This window comes from Ruegeria sp. AB5 (genome assembly GCF_056542645.1).
Map to the genome: position 1 here is coordinate 179931 of NZ_JBQGAE010000001.1, position 19168 is coordinate 199098.

Genomic DNA, 19168 nt, shown 5'->3' on the forward strand with positions numbered 1-19168 from the left:
CAAGGCGGCGAGACGGGCGACTGTCGCCGATTTGGTAACTTCACTTTACCACAGACGCGGCGTTATTGTTGCGTATCGGAAACTTTCGCCTTAATTGGAGCGCATACAGTGGCACACAATGGCGGGAGATGTCGAAAATGAGCAGCAGAGAAGCCCGGAACGGATTGAAAATTTCCGTTGAACTGGCGGACTTTATCGAAAACCGAGCGCTGCCAGGGACGGGTGTATCGGCTGAAGTCTTCTGGGCTGGTTTGTCGCGTATGGTAACTGAACTCGGCCCGAAAAACCGTGAGCTGCTGGCCAAGCGCGCCGACATTCAAAGCCGGATCGATGCCTGGCATGAAATGCGCCAAGGCCAGGATCATGACGCCGCTGCTTATGAAGCTTTTCTGAAAGAGATCGGGTATCTGGTCGAGGAGGGTGCGGATTTCAGGATCGACACCGCCAATGTCGATCCCGAGATTGCGCTGACGCCCGGGCCGCAGCTGGTGGTGCCGATCACGAACGCTCGTTTTGCCCTGAACGCCGCCAACGCACGCTGGGGCAGCCTTTATGATGCGCTCTACGGCACCGATGCAATGGGCGATCTTCCCCCCGCGGGTGCCTACAACTCCGAACGTGGAGCGCGCGTGATCGCATGGGCCAAAACCTTTCTGGACGATGCTGTTTCGCTGGCAAGCGGGTCGTGGTCGGACGTCACAGGCCTGAGCGTGGAAGGTGGCACACTGGTTCCCGCTCTGGCCGATCCCGCGGCTTTCGTGGGCTTTGGTGGCGCTGCGGAAAATCCGGACTTTGTGCTCTTGAAGAACAAGGGATTGCATGTGCAGGTCCTGATCGACCCGACCAGCAATATCGGATCTTCCGACCCTGCGGGTATCGCGGATGTCCGTTTGGAATCGGCTTTGTCGACCATCATGGACTGCGAAGATTCAGTTGCTTGTGTCGACGCCGCTGACAAGGTTGTCGCCTACAGCAACTGGCTGGGCCTGATGAAAGGCGACCTGACTGAAGAGGTCGCCAAGGGCGGCAAAACATTTACGCGCAAACTGGCGAGCGACCTGGAATACACCTCTGCCGCTGGTGAACAGGCCAGGCTTAAGGGTCGTTCGCTGATGCTGGTGCGGAATGTCGGCCATCTGATGACCAACCCCGCCGTTCTGGACGGAGCTGGCAACGAGATCGGCGAAGGGCTGATGGATGCGCTGTGCACCACGTTGATTGCCATGCATGACTTGAAGCGCGAGGGCGGAAATTCGGTTGAAGGGTCTGTCTATGTGGTGAAACCCAAGATGCACGGGCCGGAAGAGGTCGCGTTCGCGGTCGAGATTTTCGACATGGTTGAAGACATCCTCGGATTGCCGCGCAACACCGTGAAACTGGGCATCATGGATGAAGAACGGCGCACGTCGGCCAACCTCAAGGAATGTATCCGCGCCGCGAAATCGCGTGTGGCCTTCATAAATACCGGGTTTCTTGACCGCACCGGAGACGAAATCCACACCTCGATGGAGGCGGGTCCGATGCTGCCCAAGGGTGACATCAAAAATACGCCTTGGATCGCCTCCTACGAAGACCGTAACGTTGATATCGGCCTGTCATGTGGCCTGAAAGGCAAGGCGCAGATCGGCAAGGGTATGTGGGCGATGCCTGACCGCATGGGCGACATGCTTGAGGCCAAGATCGGTCACCCGCAATCTGGCGCGACCTGCGCCTGGGTTCCGTCGCCCACCGCTGCGACCCTGCACGCGACCCATTACCACAAGGTTGACGTGCTTGCGCGTCAGGACAAATTGGCCGCGGGTGGCGCGCGCGGGACGCTTCGGGATCTGCTGACAGTTCCTTTGTTGGGGGGTCGGAACCTCGGCACAGAGGAAATCACCCAAGAGATTGAGAACAACGCGCAAGGCATTCTGGGTTACGTAGTACGCTGGGTGGATCAGGGCGTTGGATGCTCGAAAGTGCCGGACATTCACGATGTTGGCCTGATGGAAGATCGTGCGACCTGCCGTATCTCCAGTCAGGCGCTGGCCAACTGGCTGCATCACGGCGTCGTCAGCGAAGATCAAGTGATGGCGGCGATGCAAAAGATGGCGGCTGTGGTGGATCGTCAGAACGCGGACGACCCGACCTACAACCCCATGGCGACTGCCTTTGACGGGATCGCGTTTCAGGCGGCCTGTGATCTGGTTTTCAAGGGGCGGGTTCAGCCTTCCGGGTACACAGAGCCGGTTTTGCACGCCCGCCGGCTGGAACTCAAAGCCAGCTTGCGCTGAACAGCAGCGTCGGGAACGAGGGGGCTGTCTGCCCCCTCGCGCTCCCCCGAGGATATTTTTGGCCAGATGAAAGGGATCAGGCATGGTTATTTCGTTGCGCAAAGCGCGCACCATCATTCGCAAAGCGCTGGAAAAAGGACGCGAGATGGAGCTGAAGCCTCTGTCCGTTGTGGTTCTGGATGCGGGCGGCCACGTCATCGCATTTGAACGCGAGGACGGCGCGGCCCCCGGTCGGTTCGCGATTGCGCAGGGCAAGGCCTATGGCTCGGTGATGTTGGGGATGGCCGGGTCGGCTCAGATGCAGCGGGCCGAGGCGCAGGCGTATTTCATGGCAGCGGTGAACGGCGTCTATGGCGGTCAGGTCGTGCCGGTTCCGGGCGGTGTTCTGCTGCGCGACAAGAAAGGCGCGGTGATCGGAGCAGTCGGCGTGACCGGCGACACCTCGGACAATGATGCAATTGCTGCGATGGCCGGGATCGAGGCAGGCGGATTGGTCGGCGAGATCTGATTGGTCTTGGCGATCGGTGCCACCTTGCGCCAGTGTGCCTAGATTTTTTGCGTCGGTTCGATTTGTGCGCAGTTGAACACGTCCTTGCGCTATGGTGCAGGGCGTGTTCTGTTGCACGCATGAGCTGCGCCGGATAGCTTTTGTGCAGACTTCTGACGCAGCAAGGACAGCAGAATGGCCCGACCCGTTGTTGGCATTATCGGCAACTCATATCTGATGAACGACGAATACCCGACCCATGCGGGCGGAACGATGAATTCAGATGCGGTCGCCAATGCCTCGAACTGCTTGCCGTTGCTCATTCCTGCTGATCCGCGCTATGTCACGGTCGAGGAATTGCTACAGGTCTGCGACGGGTTTCTGCTGACGGGTGGGCGGCCCAACGTGCACCCAGAGGAATATGGTGAGGCCGCGACAGACGCACATGGTGACTTTGATCGTGCACGGGATGCGATAACGCTGCCGCTTGTTCGGTCTTGCGTCGAACGCGGTCAGCCCTTCATGGGCATTTGCCGTGGATTTCAAGAAGTGAATGTCGCCATGGGCGGAACGCTCTACCCCGAGATCAGGGACTTGCCGGGCCGGATGAACCACCGGATGCCGCCCGATGGCACATTGGAGGAAAAATTCGCCCTGCGCCACGTCGTGACATTGGCCGAAGGGGGCGTTTTCCACGATCTTTTTGGCGCGCCTGAGGTGATGACCAACACGTTGCACGGGCAGGGCATCAAAACCGTGGGAGAGCGTGTTGTGATCGAAGGCCACGCACCTGACGGGACACCAGAGGCGATTTACATCAAGGATGCGCCGGGCTTTACACTTTCGGTGCAGTGGCACCCGGAATGGGACGCAATGAACGACCCCGTGTCGCGGCCACTGTTTGCGTCATTTGGAAAGGCCGTTCAGGCGTGGGCTGCCGGAGCGGGGCCACAGTTGGTTCAAAAATCCGCGTGAACGGCGACCGGTCCAACGCAGGCTGGACCGGAGGGTTCTATCAGACCAGCAGATTGAACTGATTGCTCAACGGCAGTGTACGTGCGCGTTCTCCGGTCAGATCGAACAACGCGTTTCCAAGCGCCGGCATGGACGGAGGTGTACCGGGTTCGCCGGCGCCACCCATGTGACGGTTGGTTTCCAGCACGCGCACTTCGACGTGCGGGGCCGTATGCATGCGAAGCGCGTCGTAGTCGGGGAAGTTGTATTGTTCGACCTCGCCGTCGGCAAAGGTGATCTCTTCGTAACACGCAGCGGACAGGCCATACATCATTCCACCAAACATCTGCGCCTTTACGTTTTCCGGGTCCAGTGCCAACCCCGTGTCGCAAGCAATCCATGCTTTGTTGACGCGGATGGTTCCGTCTTGGTCAACCACCTCGATGACCTGCGCGACCGGAGTGCCAAAGCTGTAGGTGAAGGCCACGCCACGACCAACGCCGTTCGGGGTCTGCCCTGTCCAGCCGGACATCTCTTTCACGGCTTCAAGGCACCCGGCTGAAGGGGCATGTTCGTGTCGCATCATCTCAAGCCGGAACTCCAGCGGGTCGCGCCCGGCGGCATGTGCCAATTCATCCATGAAGGTTTCATGGAAGAACCCGTTGTGGCTGTTTCCGACCGAGCGCCAGAATCCAACAGGGACATCCAAGTTAGCGATATGACCGCTCATCCGGTAGTTTGGCACAGCATAGGGCTGGTTAAAGAAGCCTTCGACCAGAACTTTGTCCGGGCCCGCGCCGGGCAACCCGGTATAGCGCCGCACGGCTTGTTGGGTGCAGGATTGCGACGCAACCGCGCCATCGATCAGAACCGCTTTGCCATCCTGCACCGCGCCACGCATCCGCGCGATGGCACCGGGGCGGTAGTAATCATGTCGCATATCCTCTTCGCGGCTCCAGGTGGTCTGGACCGGGGTGCCCGGCATGGCCATGGCAACCTTGGTGGCGATGTCACCAAAATCCAGTTCGCCCCGACGGCCAAAACCGCCACCCAGATAGGTGGTGTGGATCTGAACCGCCTCGGTCTCAAGCCCGGCGGTATTGGCAACGCGGAACCGGATCAGGGTCGGGGCCTGGTTGCCGCACCACAGCTCAAGCGCGTCCCCGGTGTAAAGCGCGGTCGCGTTCATCGGCTCCATTGTGGCGTGGGCCAGATAGGGCACCTGATACTGGCCGGTGATTTCAATTGCGCCGTCGGGCGTGACGCTGACATCCCCATCGTCGCGCATGGTCGAGTTCGGGGCGTCATCGAACGCCTCGGCGATCTTGGCAAAGATACTATCGGTGTCGGGCGGATAGGGGGCGTCACCCCAATCCACAATGATGGTCTCGACCGCCTGATTGGCCAGCCATGTGTTGTTGGCAATAACGGCGACGCCCGTGCCCAGATCGACGACCTTTTCGACCCCCGGCATGTCCTGCGCGGCACTGGCATCGTACCCGTTCATCGCGCCGCCCAGCTTGGGGTTCATGCGAACGGCCGCGAATTTCATACCGGGCAGGCGAACGTCTACCCCGAATTCTGCTGTTCCGGTGACCTTCTCGACCATGTCCAGACGGGGTTGGGTTTGGCCGAGATAGCGCCATTCTGACGGATCTCGCAAAGAAACCTCGACCGGCTCAAGCCCGGCTACCTCGATAGCCAGTTCGGTGTATGCGATCTTGTCGCCATTTGGCGTGATGACATGGCCCGAGGCCGTCTGTAGTTGCGACGGATCAACCCCCAGACGGTCGGCAGCGGCCCGTTTCAGCGTCTCTCGCGCCGAGGCGCCGGCCTGTCGCATCCGTTCGAATCCGTCTTTCATCGAGGTCGAGCCACCGGTCACCTGAAGGCTCAGCGCCTTCCCAAGCACGCCAAGCGCCTCGCCCAGATTGTGCTGGAAGTTCGAGATGTCATATCCCTTGTTCGGCAAGCCTTCGCCCACCAGCGCTGAATTGTAGTAGGCCGCCGCCGCAGGACCGTGCAACACGGTGACCTGGTCGAGATCCACGTCCAGTTCTTCGGCAATCAGGGCGGCCCACGTCGTCTTTACGCCCTGTCCCATCTCAGCACGCGGTGCGAACAGTGTGATGCCATTCTGGTCGATCAGAATGAACGGGTTCAACGCGGCCTCGCCTTTGCCGGGTTTCAGTGGATTGGGGGCAGGGCGGGTGACATGGTAAGCCCCGAAAGCCACACCGCCGACGATGGCGGCTGAGCCGATCAAGAAGGTGCGGCGCAGTATTTTTCCAACTTTTCCCATGAGTTATGCCTCGTTCAGCTTGCTTGCGGCGTCCTGGATCGCGGCACGAATACGGGGATAGGTGCCGCAGCGGCACAGATTACCCTGCATCGCGTCGTCGATATCGGCGTCAGTCGGCGCAGGGTTGTCGGCCAGCAATGCTGCCGCCTGCATGATCTGCCCAGACTGGCAATACCCACATTGCGCGACTTGATGGTCAACCCAGGCTTGCTGGATGGCCGACATCGCTTTGGGCGAGCCGATACCTTCGATTGTGGTCACATCGCCCCACACATCCGACAGAGCCACCTGGCAGGATCGCACGGCCTCACCATCGATATGCACGGTGCAGGCCCCACAGGCGGCAACGCCACAGCCGAATTTGGTTCCCGTCAAACCGACCTCATCCCTCAAGACCCAAAGCAGTGGGACGTCATCGGGCAGGTCAACCTGGTGTTGCGTTCCGTTGATCTTCAGCGCGGTCGCCATGGCGCACATCTCCTGGTTGTGGTAGATTGTGACATAATTGGTGAAAAGTGTCAGAGTGTCAATTGACAAAATAAACAAAAACTGTCAAACGTGCGGATATGACGAAAACAATTGAAGATTCACGGCAAAAGGCGATCCTGAATTCTGCTTTTCAGGCTTTTGCCGCATATGGATTTCGCAAAACCTCGATGGATGACATCGCGCGCGGGGCCGGGATGTCCCGACCGGCAGTGTATCTGCACTATAAGAACAAGGAGGCGATCGTCCGCAGACTGACGCAGATTTACTATGAGGAAAAGACCGCAGCGGTTGCCGCGGCTTTGGCGATACCGGGGCCTGTGCCCGAAATTCTGGACCGCGCGATTCAGGCGCAAACCGAAGGCATGGCGACGATTTTGGCCTCGCCACACGGGCTTGAGATGCTGGACGCCTCAAAATCCATGTCCTCCGAAATCGTCTCGGAGGGTGAGGAGGAACTGGCCGGTCTTTATGCCGATTGGCTAAGGCGCGAGGCGTTGGCGGGGCGGGTACACTTGCAGGTCGAGGCCAGCGAGGTTGCGCGCACGATTACGGCCGCCCTGAAGGGGCTCAAGATGATAGGGGCCGGGGCCGCAGTCTATGAGCAGCAAGTGACACAGTTGTCGGCGCTGCTTGGTGCCGGGCTCGAGGTCAGGTAACGCGCTGTCGGATTTTGTGCTCTGGCCTGTCCCAGAGCTTGTTCGCCATGATGTCAGCCAGAATGTCCGCGGCCCGCAGTACGTCCGTCTCGTCGACGTAGAGTGGTGCAAAGCCAAACCGCATGATGTCTGGTGCACGAAAATCGCCGATCACACCGCGGGCGGCCAGGGATTGCATGGCGGCATACCCTTCCGGGAACCTGAACGAGACCTGACTGCCGCGCTGCGAAGGGTCCCGTGGGCTGGCAAGGGTCAGATCGGGGCAAGTTGCCTCAACCCTCTCGATGAACAATTGCGTCAGTGCGATGGATTTCGCGCGGATATCCGACATGTCAGCCATGTCCCAGACGTCCATCGCGGCCGACAGCGCCGTCATCTGGATAACCGGCGGGGTGCCAACCCGCATCCGCTCGATACCCTTGCCGGGGCGATAGTCCAAATCAAAGGCGAAAGGTGCTTCATGCCCCAGCCAGCCAGACAAAGCTGGGCGAATCCGGTCGTTCAAATGCGGAGCGACGTAGATGAAGCCAGGTGCGCCGGGGCCACCATTGAGATACTTGTAGGTGCAACCGACAGCGAAATCCGCATTGCAGCCGGATAGATCCACCGGAAGCGCACCGGCAGAGTGGGCGAGGTCCCATACCGTTACCACACCTCGGGAGTGAGCGAGTTCGGTCAGGGTCCGCATGTCATGCAATCGGCCGTCTTGATACCCCACTTCGGTCAACATCAGAACGGCGATGTCTTCGGAAATATGTGCCGCGACATCCTCGGGGTCGACCACCAGCAGTTCATAGTCGGGACCCAAGGAGTGCAACAGCCCGCTTGCCATATAGAGGTCCGAAGGAAAGTTGCCATTGTCAGACAGAACCACCTTGCGCCCGGGATTGAGGTCCAGCGCTGAGGCCAGCGCTTGGTAAACCTTGATCGACAAGGTGTCACCGAGCATGACGCTGCCGGGTTCTGCGCCAATCAGCCGCCCGATACGGTCGCCGAGCATCGTTGGCATGGCCATCCAGCCTGCTGCATTCCAACTAGTGCTCAGCATCTCTCCCCACTCGCGCTGCATCATCTCGCCGACCCGTGCTGCCGCAGCTTTGGGCATCGGGCCCAACGAGTTTCCATGCAGGTAAATGACGCCCTCGGGCAATTCGAACATGGATTTGGTCTCGGCGAAATCGGTCATGGCTGCTCTTCATGCTGAGGTGGAAAGGGTGGTCCTGTCCCGGCCTATCTGATCGGTCGCTACCTGTCCATGACCTCTGGTCTGTACCCGTTGCAGAGCGCATGAGGTGAACTTTCCCTGATGCGACAACCTGAACTTTTGCCATTGGGGTCAGAAAGCGATAACACGTCGCCCAGAAACGACATGCGCGGATGTATGTCGCCGCTGCGGGGATGGCCATGCATCGAATAGACCTTCCACCAGTCTGGCTTGTGGGTTTTGCCGCATTGGCATGGGTTCAGGCGCGGGTGCTGCCCTTTGGTCTGTCGCTGGACAGTGGACTGACCGGTCTGCTCAGCGGCCTTCTGATTGGCGGAGGGATCGTCCTTGCGCTCTTGGCGGTTGTCGAGTTCCGTCGTCATCAAACTACCGTCATGCCGCATGAAACCCCCAGCAGAATGGTGCAATCCGGTATCTACAAGCGCAGCCGCAACCCGATCTATCTGGGGGATGTTCTGATCCTGGCGGGGTTGATCCTGCGGTTTGATGCCGTTTTGTCGCTGGTGCTGATCCCGATTTTCGTCTGGGTGTTGGAGCGCCGGTTCATCCTGCCTGAAGAGGATCGCCTGCGTCGCACTTTTCGGGCCGATTTCGCACGCTACGAGCGTTCAACACGGCGTTGGATCTAGGACGATTTGCATAGTGACATAACGTCAGATTTGCTGCGCTTGCGAAATAATGTTGCGCAGGATACATGTCTGCTTAACGAAGAATATCGATCACCCGCTCATAGAAAGTAAGAACTAGGGGGACTGCCAGTGAAGATAGGCACACCGAAAGAGATACTGGACGGAGAGGCTCGTGTTGCGATGACGCCCGAGTCTGCTGTGCAGTTGCAGAAACTGGGCTATGACTGCGCCATCGAAACCGGAGCCGGTGCTGCCGCCGGTTTCTCGGACGAGGCCTACAAGGCCGCGGGCGTTGAGATCGTCAAGACAGCCGCGTCACTTTGGAAAAACTCGGATATCGTTGCCAAGGTCCGCATCCCGACAGATACCGAACTGAAGCGCTTGAGCAAAGGCAAGACGCTGATCTCGTTCTTCAACCCGGCGGGCAATGAAGAAGGCATGGAGTTGGCCAAATCCAAGGGCGCCAACGTGATCGCCATGGAGATGGTGCCGCGGATCAGCCGGGCGCAGAAGATGGACGCGCTGTCCTCGATGGCGAACATTGCCGGCTATCGCGCCGTGATCGAGGCAGGGAACAACTTTGGCCGCTTTTTTACCGGTCAGGTGACAGCGGCGGGCAAGGTGCCGCCTGCGAAGGTACTGATTGTTGGTGCCGGTGTGGCCGGTCTTGCGGCAATCGGCACCTCGACCTCTCTGGGTGCGATCACCTACGCATTTGACGTGCGCCCGGAAGTGGCCGAGCAGGTCGAATCCATGGGGGCCGAGTTTGTCTATCTGGATTTTGAAGAGGAACAGCAGGATGGCGCAGCCACCGGCGGGTATGCTTCGGTCCAGTCCGAAGAGTTCCGCAATGCGCAACTTGCAAAGTTCCGTGAGCTGGCTCCGGAAATTGATATCGTCATCACAACAGCCCTGATCCCCAACCGCCCGGCACCCAAGCTGTGGCTTGAGGATATGGTCAAGGCGATGAAGCCGGGATCGGTCATCGTCGACCTTGCGGCGGAACGCGGCGGCAACGTGGAAGGCACGGTGCCGGATGAGAAGGTTGTGACCGACAACGGCGTCACCATCATCGGCTATACCGATTTCCCAAGCCGAATGGCCGCGCAGTCCTCGTCGCTCTATGCGACCAACATCCGTCACATGATGACCGACCTGACACCCGAGAAGGACGGTCAGATCAACCACAACATGGAAGATGACGTGATCCGTGGTTCGACCGTGACGCATGAGGGCGAGATCACCTTCCCGCCACCGCCACCCAAAGTGCAGGCGATTGCAGCGCAGAAAAAGCCGGAGGTCAAGGAACTGACCCCGGAAGAGAAAAAGGCGCAGGAAGTCGCTGCCTTCAAGGCGCAGACCAAGCAGCAGTTCACCCTGTTGGGTGTCGGCGGGGCGCTGATGCTGTTGGTGGGGCTGGTCGCACCGGCCAGCTTCATGCAGCACTTCATCGTCTTCGTGCTGGCAATATTTGTCGGCTTCCAGGTGATCTGGAACGTCTCGCACAGCTTGCACACTCCGTTGATGGCGATCACCAACGCGATCTCGTCGATCATCATCGTTGGGGCCCTGATGCAGATCGGGTCGGGGTCATTCCTGGTCATTCTGCTGGCGGCGCTGTCCGTCTTCATGGCCGGGATCAACATCTTCGGCGGCTTCCTCGTAACACGGCGCATGCTTGCCATGTTCCAGAAATCTTAAGGAGGCCGGGCACATGGAATTTGGCTTCACCACCGCCGCCTATGTCGTTGCGGCTGTTCTGTTTATCCTGTCCCTCGGCGGTCTATCGAACCAGGAAAGCGCCAAGCGCGCGGTCTGGTACGGCATCGTCGGTATGGCGCTGGCGGTTTTTGCAACGCTGGTCGGCCCGGGATCCGGCCTGTGGCTGCTGTCTCTGCTGCTGATCGCGGGCGGCGGTTTCATCGGCCAGTACGTCGCACAGCGTGTGCAGATGACCGAGATGCCGCAACTTGTGGCCGCGATGCACTCGCTGGTCGGTCTGGCGGCTGTCTTCGTCGGCTTCAACGCGCATTTCGAGATCGGAAACGTGGCACAGGTCATGGCAATTGTGGATTCTGCCAGTCAGGCTGACCTGTCCGATCTGGGTGCCTTTGCCAAGCTGATTGCCAAGAAGACACCGGCGGAACTGGCTATCCTGCATGTCGAACTTTTCCTGGGTATCTTCATCGGCGCGATCACCTTTACCGGCTCGGTCGTGGCCTATGGAAAGCTGGCGGGCAAAGTGACCTCGGCGGCAACCAAATTGCCGGGCGGTCACGCGCTGAACGCTGGTGCGGCGGCTTTGTCGTTCATCTGTCTGATCTGGTACACCAGCTCGGGCGGTTTTTTCCCGCTGTTCCTGATGACTCTGGCGGCGCTGTTCATCGGGTATCACCTGATCATGGGCATCGGTGGCGCCGACATGCCGGTGGTTGTTTCGATGCTGAACAGCTACTCGGGCTGGGCAGCTGCGGCAATCGGCTTCAGCCTTGGCAACGACCTGTTGATCGTCGTCGGTGCGCTGGTGGGCTCAAGCGGTGCGATCCTGTCCTACATCATGTGTAAGGCGATGAACCGTCACTTTGTCAGCGTGATCCTGGGCGGCTTTGGCGGCCCGCAGGGCGAACAGATGGCTGTTGAAGGTGAGCAGGTGGCAATCGAAGCGGACGGCGTTGCTGCGGCCTTGAATGATGCCGACAGTGTGATCATCATTCCGGGTTACGGCATGGCGGTCGCACAGGCGCAGCAATCAGTGTCCGAACTGGTGCGCAAGCTGCGCGCCAAGGGCAAGAACGTGCGTTTCGCAATCCACCCCGTTGCCGGGCGTCTGCCGGGTCACATGAACGTGCTGCTGGCCGAGGCGAAAGTCCCGTATGACATCGTTCTGGAAATGGACGAGATCAACGAGGACTTCCCCGAGACAGACGTGGCCATCGTGATCGGGTCGAACGACATTGTTAACCCCGCCGCGCAGGAAGACCCCAACAGCCCCATCGCCGGCATGCCGGTTCTGGAATGCTGGAAAGCCAAGCAGGTGTTCGTGTCAAAACGTGGCCAGGGTACCGGGTATTCGGGCATCGAAAACCCGCTGTTCTTCAAGGAGAACACCCGCATGTTCTATGGCGATGCTAAACAGTCGCTGGACAAGTTGCTGCCCATGATCGACTGATCAATGGTACAAGCCAATTGCAAAGGGCGCCGTCGGGCGCCCTTTTCTTTATTCTCGTGCAGGATATTTGAAGCCAGAGGAAGCGAGCGGATTGTGCTATTCTGGATCGGAATGACGGCGGACAGGAGGTTTGAGATGCAGAAAGTGAATGGCATAGGCGGTGTTTTCTTTCGCGCCCGCGATCCTGAGACCCTGCGCGACTGGTATGAAAAACATCTGGGCGTACAGCACTACGATCCCGTGCCCTGGAAGCAGCGCGAGGGCTATACGGTCTTTGCTCCTTTTGCGCAGGATACCGAGTATTTCGGCAAGGCCGAGCAGCAATGGATGATCAATTTCCGCGTTGATGATCTGGCGGCGATGACCAGCCAGCTTGAGGCGGCGGGTATCAAGGTTGAAACCCATCCCGACTGGGACAGTGAGGTCGGCAAGTTTGCCCGTATTCACGATCCTGAGGGCAATCCGATAGAGCTGTGGCAGCCAAATCAATGAGATAACACGCTTGTATACCGTTGTATTCCTGTAAGTATATGAAATAAAAAGAGAATTGATGTTGTCTCCTTGTGTCGTATAGTGCCCCGAGTGAACTGGAGCCCCGCATGACACCGATTGATGACCATCCCTTGCGCTACAGGCTAGCCAACGAGTTGCATGCGCGGCCTTTTCCGGTCGCGGAAGTCCCGTGCACGGTGGTTTTTCTGGCTATCAAAAAAACGGAACAGAATTTGGGGCAGGATGGGCAAGAGGACATTGCCCATCTGACCGATCTGCTGGATCGCCACGGCGCCCTGCACCCACAGCCCGAAGCGACCCACTACGCCGGGCAAATCGGGCGTCACTGGCTCAAATGGGAACAGCATACCGAATTCGTGACCTATACTGCTATCTCTCGGAACGTCAGCGATCGGGCCTTCAACCCCGCTGATTTCGAGGTATTCCCGCCAGATTGGTTGATGGCGAGCCCGGGCCAACGGATCACCTCGGCCATGCTGCGCGTTGTGCCGCGCCCGGATGATGCTGCGGTGATAAACGGGCTGTTGCCCGATTGGTTCGAGCCAGAAAGCCTCGCGGTTTCGTGCGTTTTGGACAACGCCGCAATCTGCGCCAGTGACTTCCGTATCGATCCAGCGGGGCATATGCGTTTTGCGCTGTTTGTAGCTGACGGGACAGGAGAAAGCCGGGTAGGGCGGATCATCCAGCGCCTATGTGAGATAGAAACCTACAAGGCCATGTCAATGCTGGGTTTTGCACGTGTGAAAAACCTGACACCCCGCATAGGCGAACTGGATCAGAAACTGACCGAACTGATGGTGGAAATGACCGATGGGGAAAAACACCCGGACGGTCTGTTGCCTCAGTTGCTGAGCACATCCACCGAACTGGAAACCATGTCGGCACGCTGTGCCTTTCGGTTTGGGGCCACGGGGGCCTATGAGGCCATCGTCAACCAGCGCATTCAGGTGCTTCGGGAAGAGCGGTTCATGGGCCGCCAGAGCTTTGCCGATTTCATGATGCGCAGATACGATCCCGCCATGCGGACAGTGAAATCAACTGAAAAGCGCTTACAGACTTTGTCCGACCGGGCGATCCGCGCCGGTGATTTGTTGCGGACGCGCGTGGATGTGGAACGCAGTGCCCAGAACCAGGCGCTGCTGGAAAGCATGGATCGACGCGCTGATTTGGCCCTCAGGTTGCAGCGCACGGTCGAGGGGCTGTCGGTTGTCGCGATCAGCTACTATGCGGTCTCTTTGGTCAGCTACCTGCTGTACCCAATCACACCGGATGGTGTGAGCAAGGCGATGCTTACAGGGCTGATCACTCTGCCGGTGATATTGGCTGTCTGGATTGCGGTCCACAGAATCCGCCAACGATTGGAGTGAACGGTGCTTGCACTGGACTTGCGGCATTGTAGTAGTGGCGGGATAGGGTAGCCAAGCAAGCGGGGCCTGCAAGTGATCAGTGTTGTGTCAGCGTGGCGGGCCGTTACCGCCATGTTCATTCTGAACGGGGCGCTGTTCGGTATCTGGGCCTCACGTATTCCCGCCGTTCGTGATCACTTGCAGCTGGGCCACGAAGATTTGGGCTATGGTCTGCTGTTCATGGCCGCCGGGGCGGTGTGTTCGTTCCCGGTGACCGGGCGGCTGACAGACCGGTTCGGAGCCGTTGCAATCACCCGGATCATTGCCGTTTTGTACACTGGCTCACTGGTGTTGCTGGCGTTGGCCGACAGCTTCACCATGCTCGCGACTTTCCTGTTTTTGTTCGGTGCCTTTCATGGGTCGATGGACGTGGCGATGAACGCTTGGGCTGCTGAGGTTGAACAGGCCTATGACAAACCGCTTATGTCCTCGTTTCACGCGATGTGGAGCCTTGGCGCCGGGCTGGGAGCGGTTAGCGGATACGTTGCGGTTCAGTTGAATGCGACTGTATTGCAGCATTTCTTGGTCGCAGGGGGCGTTGTGGTGGTGCTGGCTCTGGCAATGTCATGGGTGCAGTGGACGTCCCGCCGAGTGGAACAGTCTCAAGGGGCTGTGTTTGCATTCCCGTCGGGGGTTTTGATCCTTGTTGGCTTCACGGCGCTGTGCGGCGCGTTGGGAGAAGGCGCTGTCGCCGATTGGAGCGCTCTATTCCTGCGGGACGTTACCGGAGCAGCCGAAAGTGTTGCGGCACTGGGCTATGCCGTTTTCTCGGTTGCAATGGTGGTGTGCAGGCTGGCCGGAGGGTTCCTGATCGCGCGCGTCGGGCCGGTCGCAGCTGCGCGTGGCGGCGGCGTCTTCGCTGCGATGGGCGTGTTCTGCGTCGTGTCTGCAGGTGCCGCGCCACTGGCGTTGGTCGGGTTCACATTGATGGGGGTGGGGTACGCCGTGATCATGCCTTTGGCCTTCAGCCGGGCCGCCAATGATCCGCAAATCCCGCCCGGGCAGGCCATCGCCAGTGTGGCAACGCTTGGATATGGAGGGTTGTTGATCGGTCCGCCGCTGATCGGGTTTCTTGCCGAATTGCTGTCGCTGCGGTTGGCGTTCGGCGTGTTGCTACCGCTTGCCGTTCTGATCGTCGTGTGCGCCGGCGCGCTGAAGCGCGCCGACTGAAGTTCAGTTAACGGCCACGAATGCGTGGGTCCAAGGCATCGCGCAGACCGTCGCCCAGATAGTTCACGCTGAGAACCGTCAGCGAGATGGCAAGGCCGGGCCAGAACACACGCTCGGGGTATTGCTGCAGATAGTCAACGCCATCGAACAACAGGCGGCCCCATGTCGGGAAGTCGGGCGGAAAGCCCAGGCCCAGGAAGGACAGCGCGCTTTCGGTGATGATCGCGGTTGCGATCCCCAGCGTTGCCGACACCATGATCGGAGACAGCACATTCGGCAGGATATGTCGCGTGATGATCTGCCGGTTGCTGGTGCCGATGGAGCGTGCGGCCAGAACGAATTCCCGTTCCTTGATGGCCAGCACGTCGCCGCGCACGATCCGAGCCGTTGGCATCCACGAGGTGATACCGATGGCGCAGACGATCAGGATGAAGATCCCGCGCTCCAACCCGAAGGCTGCGGACAATGGCTCGCGGAACAGCAGCATCATGACGAGCAACAATGGCAACAGTGGCAGGGCCAGGAACAGGTCTGTCAAGCGCATCAGCGGGCCGTCAAGGCGTCTGAAGAACCCCGCCAACACGCCGATCAGCGACCCCAGGATCAGCGCCAGCAACATCGCGGTGATGCCGACCGAGACCGAAGTCTGCCCCCCCGACATCATCCGGGCCAGAATATCCCGGCCCAACTGGTCTGTGCCAAACGGGTGCCCCCAGCTTGGGCCCTGATTGCGCGAACGGATGTCGATCTGTGTCGGGTCGATAGTCCACAGATACGGCCCCAAATATACGCCTGCGACGATAACGATGAACAGGACTGCCCCGATCATCGCACCCTTGTGCGTCTTGAATTGATCCCAGACATCGCGCCACTGACTGCGCGGTGGTGTCGCCAGCTCTTCCATCACACCCGCAGTTGGGAGTGCGGTGGCAGCAGGCGCCAAGCCTTCATCGGGGATCAGCGTATCACTCCGATCATGATCAGTCATAGCGAATCCTCGGGTCCAGAATGCCATACAGGACGTCTGCGATCAGGTTGAACAGCACGATCAGAACGGCAAAGATAAAGGTCAGGGTCTGCACCATCGGCAGATCATTGGCCTGAATGGCGCCGATCAGCAATTGGCCGATACCGTTCACCTTGAACACCTGCTCGGTGATGATGGCACCACCAAAAATGGCCGGGATACCCAGCGCAATAACGGTGACCACAGGGATCATCGAGTTGCGCAGGACATGGACCATGACCACGGTGTATTCACTCAGACCTTTGGCGCGGGCGGTACGGACGTAGTCCTGATTGAGGTTGTCCAGCATCGAGGCACGCATGAACCGGCTGAGTTGCGCGGTGATCTGCAGGGCCAGAACCATGACCGGCATGATCATCTGTTGCAGCTGTACGACAAAGCTGTCCCAGCTGTTGACCACATGGGTGGTGTCATAGATCGACGGGAACCAGCCCAGTTGGACCGAGAAGATCACGATGACCAGAACCCCCGAGAAGAACGGTGGAACCGAAAAGCCGACCATCGACACGAACGTGCCCATCTGGTCGAACCACGAATACTGGCGATAGGCGGAATAGATGCCGATGGGCAGAGCGATCAGGATGGCGACCACATAGGCGGTGCCAACAACCCACAGTGTCTGCGGGATGCGCTGAACGACAATATCCATGACAGGCGAGCGGGTCTGCCAGGAAATCACGCGCAAGTCACCTTCGGAAAAGGTGGTGCCGAACATGTGGTCGATCAGAACCTGCGGCTCGATCCAGAAGAACTGCACGATCCATTTCCAGAACCGGATATGCATCGGCTGACCAAGGCCAAGCGCCTCGCGCATCTTCTCTTTGACTTCGGGCGGAACGGTGAGGGGAACCTGTGCCATCGGGTCGCCGGGGGCAAGCTCGAGGAGCAGGAATATGACGAGGCTGATGAAAAGCAGCGTAGGGACTGCGAGTATCAGTCGTCTGATGGTAAAGTTGAGCATTAAGAGGCGCCTTTATATGCGTCTTCTTTTTGGGGTGGTCTGCAAAGGACCGCGCCCCGAAGCAGATCGGGGCGCAGCCTGACAGAATGGCGTTTAGGAACCGGTCTTACGATACCAGTCAGCTACATTCCACAGCTCACTGTCCCAAACGTTCAGGACAACACCACCCAATGTGTTCGCATGGGCCGAAAGACGACCACGGTGAACCAGCGGGATCATTCCACCTTCCTGCACGATGATATCGTTCAGGCGCTTGGCGATCTCGGCGCGTTGCTCAAGGCCAGCGGTTTCAGCCAGTTTGGCATGAAGCGCGTCGAACTCGTCGCTGCAGAAGCGGCTGATGTTTTCACCCTGCCACTGCGTATCAGGACGCGGAGCCTTGTCGCACAGGCCGTTGCCCAGATAGGACTGCGGGTCAGTGCCGTTGAAGGTGTTGGCGTACATTTCAACGTCGGCATAGAACTTCTGGAAGGTATCGGGCGAGCCCGGGTCACCACCGAAGAAGACCGAAGCGTTGATGTTGCGCAGTTCGGATTCGATGCCGATCTGGCTCCACCATTCCTTGATCAGCGCCTGAAAGTCCTGACGGACGGCGTTGGTCGAGGTCTGATAAACGATCTTCAGCGGTACACCGTCTTTTTCACGGATACCGTCGCCATCGGTGTCAACGATGCCAGCTTCGTCCAGCAGCGCGTTTGCACCCGCGATATCCTGCGTGTCGCAGGTCATCGAGGTCGAGTTGAAGGCCGCAGGCGCCGGGACCCAGTTGCAGGTTACTTTACCAGCCTGACCGTACCCGATTTCAACCAGCAGCGGACGGTCGATTGCCATGGACATCGCTTGATAGACCGCGGGCTCCTGCAGGAACGGATGCGGGTGTTGCGCGGTCGAACGCTCGCCTTCCGGCAAATCGGGCGACGGGTTGGTCTGGTTCAGCATGATACGCTCGACCAGTGGGCCAAAGCCTGCAACCGGAGTGCCTTTGCCACCTTCCTGCATCTGCGCGATCACTTCGGGCGCAAGTTGCAGGTTCCAGGCATAGTCAAACTCGCCGGTTTCCATAACCGCGCGGCCAGCCGCCGTCGCATCGCCGCCACCCTTGAAGGTCACAGACGCAAAGGCAGGCTTTGCCGGGTCACGATAGTTGTCATTGGCCGCAAAGGTGATCACGTCATTCGGCTTGAACTCGGTCACCACAAACGGTCCAGTGCCGATCGGGTTGAAGTTTTCATCGGTGCATTCGGGCGCCTTGGCACCCAGGCAATCCGCGAACTGAGCGGCCTGAATGATCGGGCTTTCACCACCCACGAAGGGACCATAGGGGAACGGGGTAGGCGCATCGAAGGTGACTTTGACGGTCAGGTCATCCACGGCTTCGACATTGGTGACGCCTTCAAACTTGGTCACCTGCGCGCAGCCGCCTTCGGGGTCCATGCAGTAGTTTGCGGTAAAGACCACATCAGCCGAGGTGAACGCAGTGCCATCCGACCACGTGAGACCCGGCGAGATTTTCCAGGTGATCGATGTCAGGTCTTCGCTGACACCGCCATTTTCAACGGTTGGAATTTCAGATGCCAGATAGGGCACCATATTGCCGTCCTGGTCGTAGCGCGCCAGAGGCTCGATCACCAGCGACGCAGCTTCGACATCCTTGGTCCCGCCTGACAGGAACGGGTTCATGATTGATGGGGCTTGCCAGTAAATAATGCTGACATTGCCATCCGAGCCGCGCTCGGCAAAGGCCACTGGTGCCATCGCCGTGCTTGCGATTGCACCAAGCAAAAGGGCTTTGATTTTCATCATACACTCCATGTTGGACACTTGCGTGTCTCAAGTTTCTCCGCATGGCCTGCGGGTTCGGCGTTGCCGCAATTGGGGTAAACTTCTGATTTCAGGTTGCAAAATCA

Annotated in this window: 16 protein-coding genes; 10 read left to right on the top strand and 6 right to left on the bottom strand. The window is 59.1% G+C overall.

The annotated features are described in order from the left end of the window. Window positions 1–137: 137 nt before the first annotated feature. From ACR0L4_RS00940 to ACR0L4_RS00950, 3 genes are all read left to right on the top strand, one after another. Window positions 138–2273, top strand: coding sequence for a malate synthase G (locus tag ACR0L4_RS00940; protein WP_480509887.1), 2136 nt, complete (start codon window positions 138–140; stop codon window positions 2271–2273). A gap of 82 nt (window positions 2274–2355) precedes the next feature. Then, window positions 2356–2781, top strand: a complete 426-nt coding sequence (locus ACR0L4_RS00945) for a heme-binding protein (protein WP_170748374.1) — start codon at window positions 2356–2358, stop codon at window positions 2779–2781. Between the two features lie 174 nt (window positions 2782–2955). Then, the gene (locus tag ACR0L4_RS00950) at window positions 2956–3735 is read left to right on the top strand and encodes a gamma-glutamyl-gamma-aminobutyrate hydrolase family protein (protein ID WP_480509889.1); all 780 of its coding nucleotides are present in this window, start codon (window positions 2956–2958) and stop codon (window positions 3733–3735) included. 40 nt (window positions 3736–3775) lie between these two features. On the opposite strand, the gene ACR0L4_RS00955 is transcribed toward ACR0L4_RS00950, so the two are convergent. Both ACR0L4_RS00955 and ACR0L4_RS00960 read right to left on the bottom strand, forming a co-directional pair. Continuing rightward, on the bottom strand, window positions 3776–6016 hold the full coding sequence (locus ACR0L4_RS00955) for a xanthine dehydrogenase family protein molybdopterin-binding subunit (protein WP_480509891.1): 2241 nt from the start codon (window positions 6014–6016) through the stop codon (window positions 3776–3778). Window positions 6017–6019: 3 nt separating this feature from the next. Continuing rightward, the gene (locus tag ACR0L4_RS00960) at window positions 6020–6484 is read right to left on the bottom strand and encodes a (2Fe-2S)-binding protein (RefSeq protein ID WP_170748377.1); all 465 of its coding nucleotides are present in this window, start codon (window positions 6482–6484) and stop codon (window positions 6020–6022) included. Between the two features lie 98 nt (window positions 6485–6582). On the opposite strand from ACR0L4_RS00960, the gene ACR0L4_RS00965 reads away from it, so the two are divergent. Beyond that, entirely contained in the window at window positions 6583–7161 is a 579-nt protein-coding gene (locus ACR0L4_RS00965) for a TetR/AcrR family transcriptional regulator (protein ID WP_170748378.1), read from the top strand. Here ACR0L4_RS00965 and kynU read toward each other — a convergent pair. After that, a complete protein-coding gene (gene kynU, locus ACR0L4_RS00970; protein WP_480509894.1) occupies window positions 7154–8347 on the bottom strand; it encodes a kynureninase in 1194 nt (397 codons plus the stop codon). The genes ACR0L4_RS00965 and kynU overlap by 8 nt on opposite strands. Window positions 8348–8565: 218 nt before the next feature. On the opposite strand from kynU, the gene ACR0L4_RS00975 reads away from it, so the two are divergent. From ACR0L4_RS00975 to ACR0L4_RS01000, 6 genes are all read left to right on the top strand, one after another. Continuing rightward, window positions 8566–9015 carry a methyltransferase family protein gene (locus ACR0L4_RS00975; protein ID WP_480509896.1) on the top strand — a complete coding sequence of 150 codons (450 nt, stop codon included), beginning with the start codon at window positions 8566–8568 and terminating at the stop codon, window positions 9013–9015. Between the two features lie 129 nt (window positions 9016–9144). Then, a complete protein-coding gene (locus ACR0L4_RS00980) occupies window positions 9145–10716 on the top strand; it encodes a Re/Si-specific NAD(P)(+) transhydrogenase subunit alpha (protein WP_480509898.1) in 1572 nt (523 codons plus the stop codon). A gap of 13 nt (window positions 10717–10729) precedes the next feature. Further along, complete coding sequence (locus ACR0L4_RS00985) at window positions 10730–12184, top strand: NAD(P)(+) transhydrogenase (Re/Si-specific) subunit beta (RefSeq protein ID WP_170748382.1); 1455 nt, start codon at window positions 10730–10732, stop codon at window positions 12182–12184. Between the two features lie 135 nt (window positions 12185–12319). Further along, window positions 12320–12676 (top strand): VOC family protein, encoded by a 357-nt coding sequence (locus tag ACR0L4_RS00990; RefSeq protein ID WP_170748383.1) that lies wholly within the window; start codon window positions 12320–12322, stop codon window positions 12674–12676. Between the two features lie 107 nt (window positions 12677–12783). Next, a complete protein-coding gene (locus tag ACR0L4_RS00995) occupies window positions 12784–14064 on the top strand; it encodes a DUF3422 family protein (protein ID WP_480509901.1) in 1281 nt (426 codons plus the stop codon). Window positions 14065–14136: 72 nt separating this feature from the next. Continuing rightward, window positions 14137–15273, top strand: coding sequence for an MFS transporter (locus ACR0L4_RS01000; RefSeq protein WP_480509903.1), 1137 nt, complete (start codon window positions 14137–14139; stop codon window positions 15271–15273). A 7-nt stretch (window positions 15274–15280) separates the two neighbouring features. Here ACR0L4_RS01000 and ACR0L4_RS01005 read toward each other — a convergent pair whose 3' ends face one another. From ACR0L4_RS01005 to ACR0L4_RS01015, 3 genes are all read right to left on the bottom strand, one after another. After that, window positions 15281–16261 carry an ABC transporter permease gene (locus ACR0L4_RS01005; RefSeq protein ID WP_480509905.1) on the bottom strand — a complete coding sequence of 327 codons (981 nt, stop codon included), beginning with the start codon at window positions 16259–16261 and terminating at the stop codon, window positions 15281–15283. After that, window positions 16254–17261, bottom strand: a complete 1008-nt coding sequence (locus tag ACR0L4_RS01010; RefSeq protein ID WP_170748386.1) for an ABC transporter permease — start codon at window positions 17259–17261, stop codon at window positions 16254–16256. Before ACR0L4_RS01010 ends, ACR0L4_RS01005 begins: the two co-directional genes overlap by 8 nt. Window positions 17262–17354: 93 nt before the next feature. Then, a complete protein-coding gene (locus tag ACR0L4_RS01015) occupies window positions 17355–19061 on the bottom strand; it encodes a peptide ABC transporter substrate-binding protein (protein WP_170748387.1) in 1707 nt (568 codons plus the stop codon). Window positions 19062–19168: the final 107 nt, after the last annotated feature.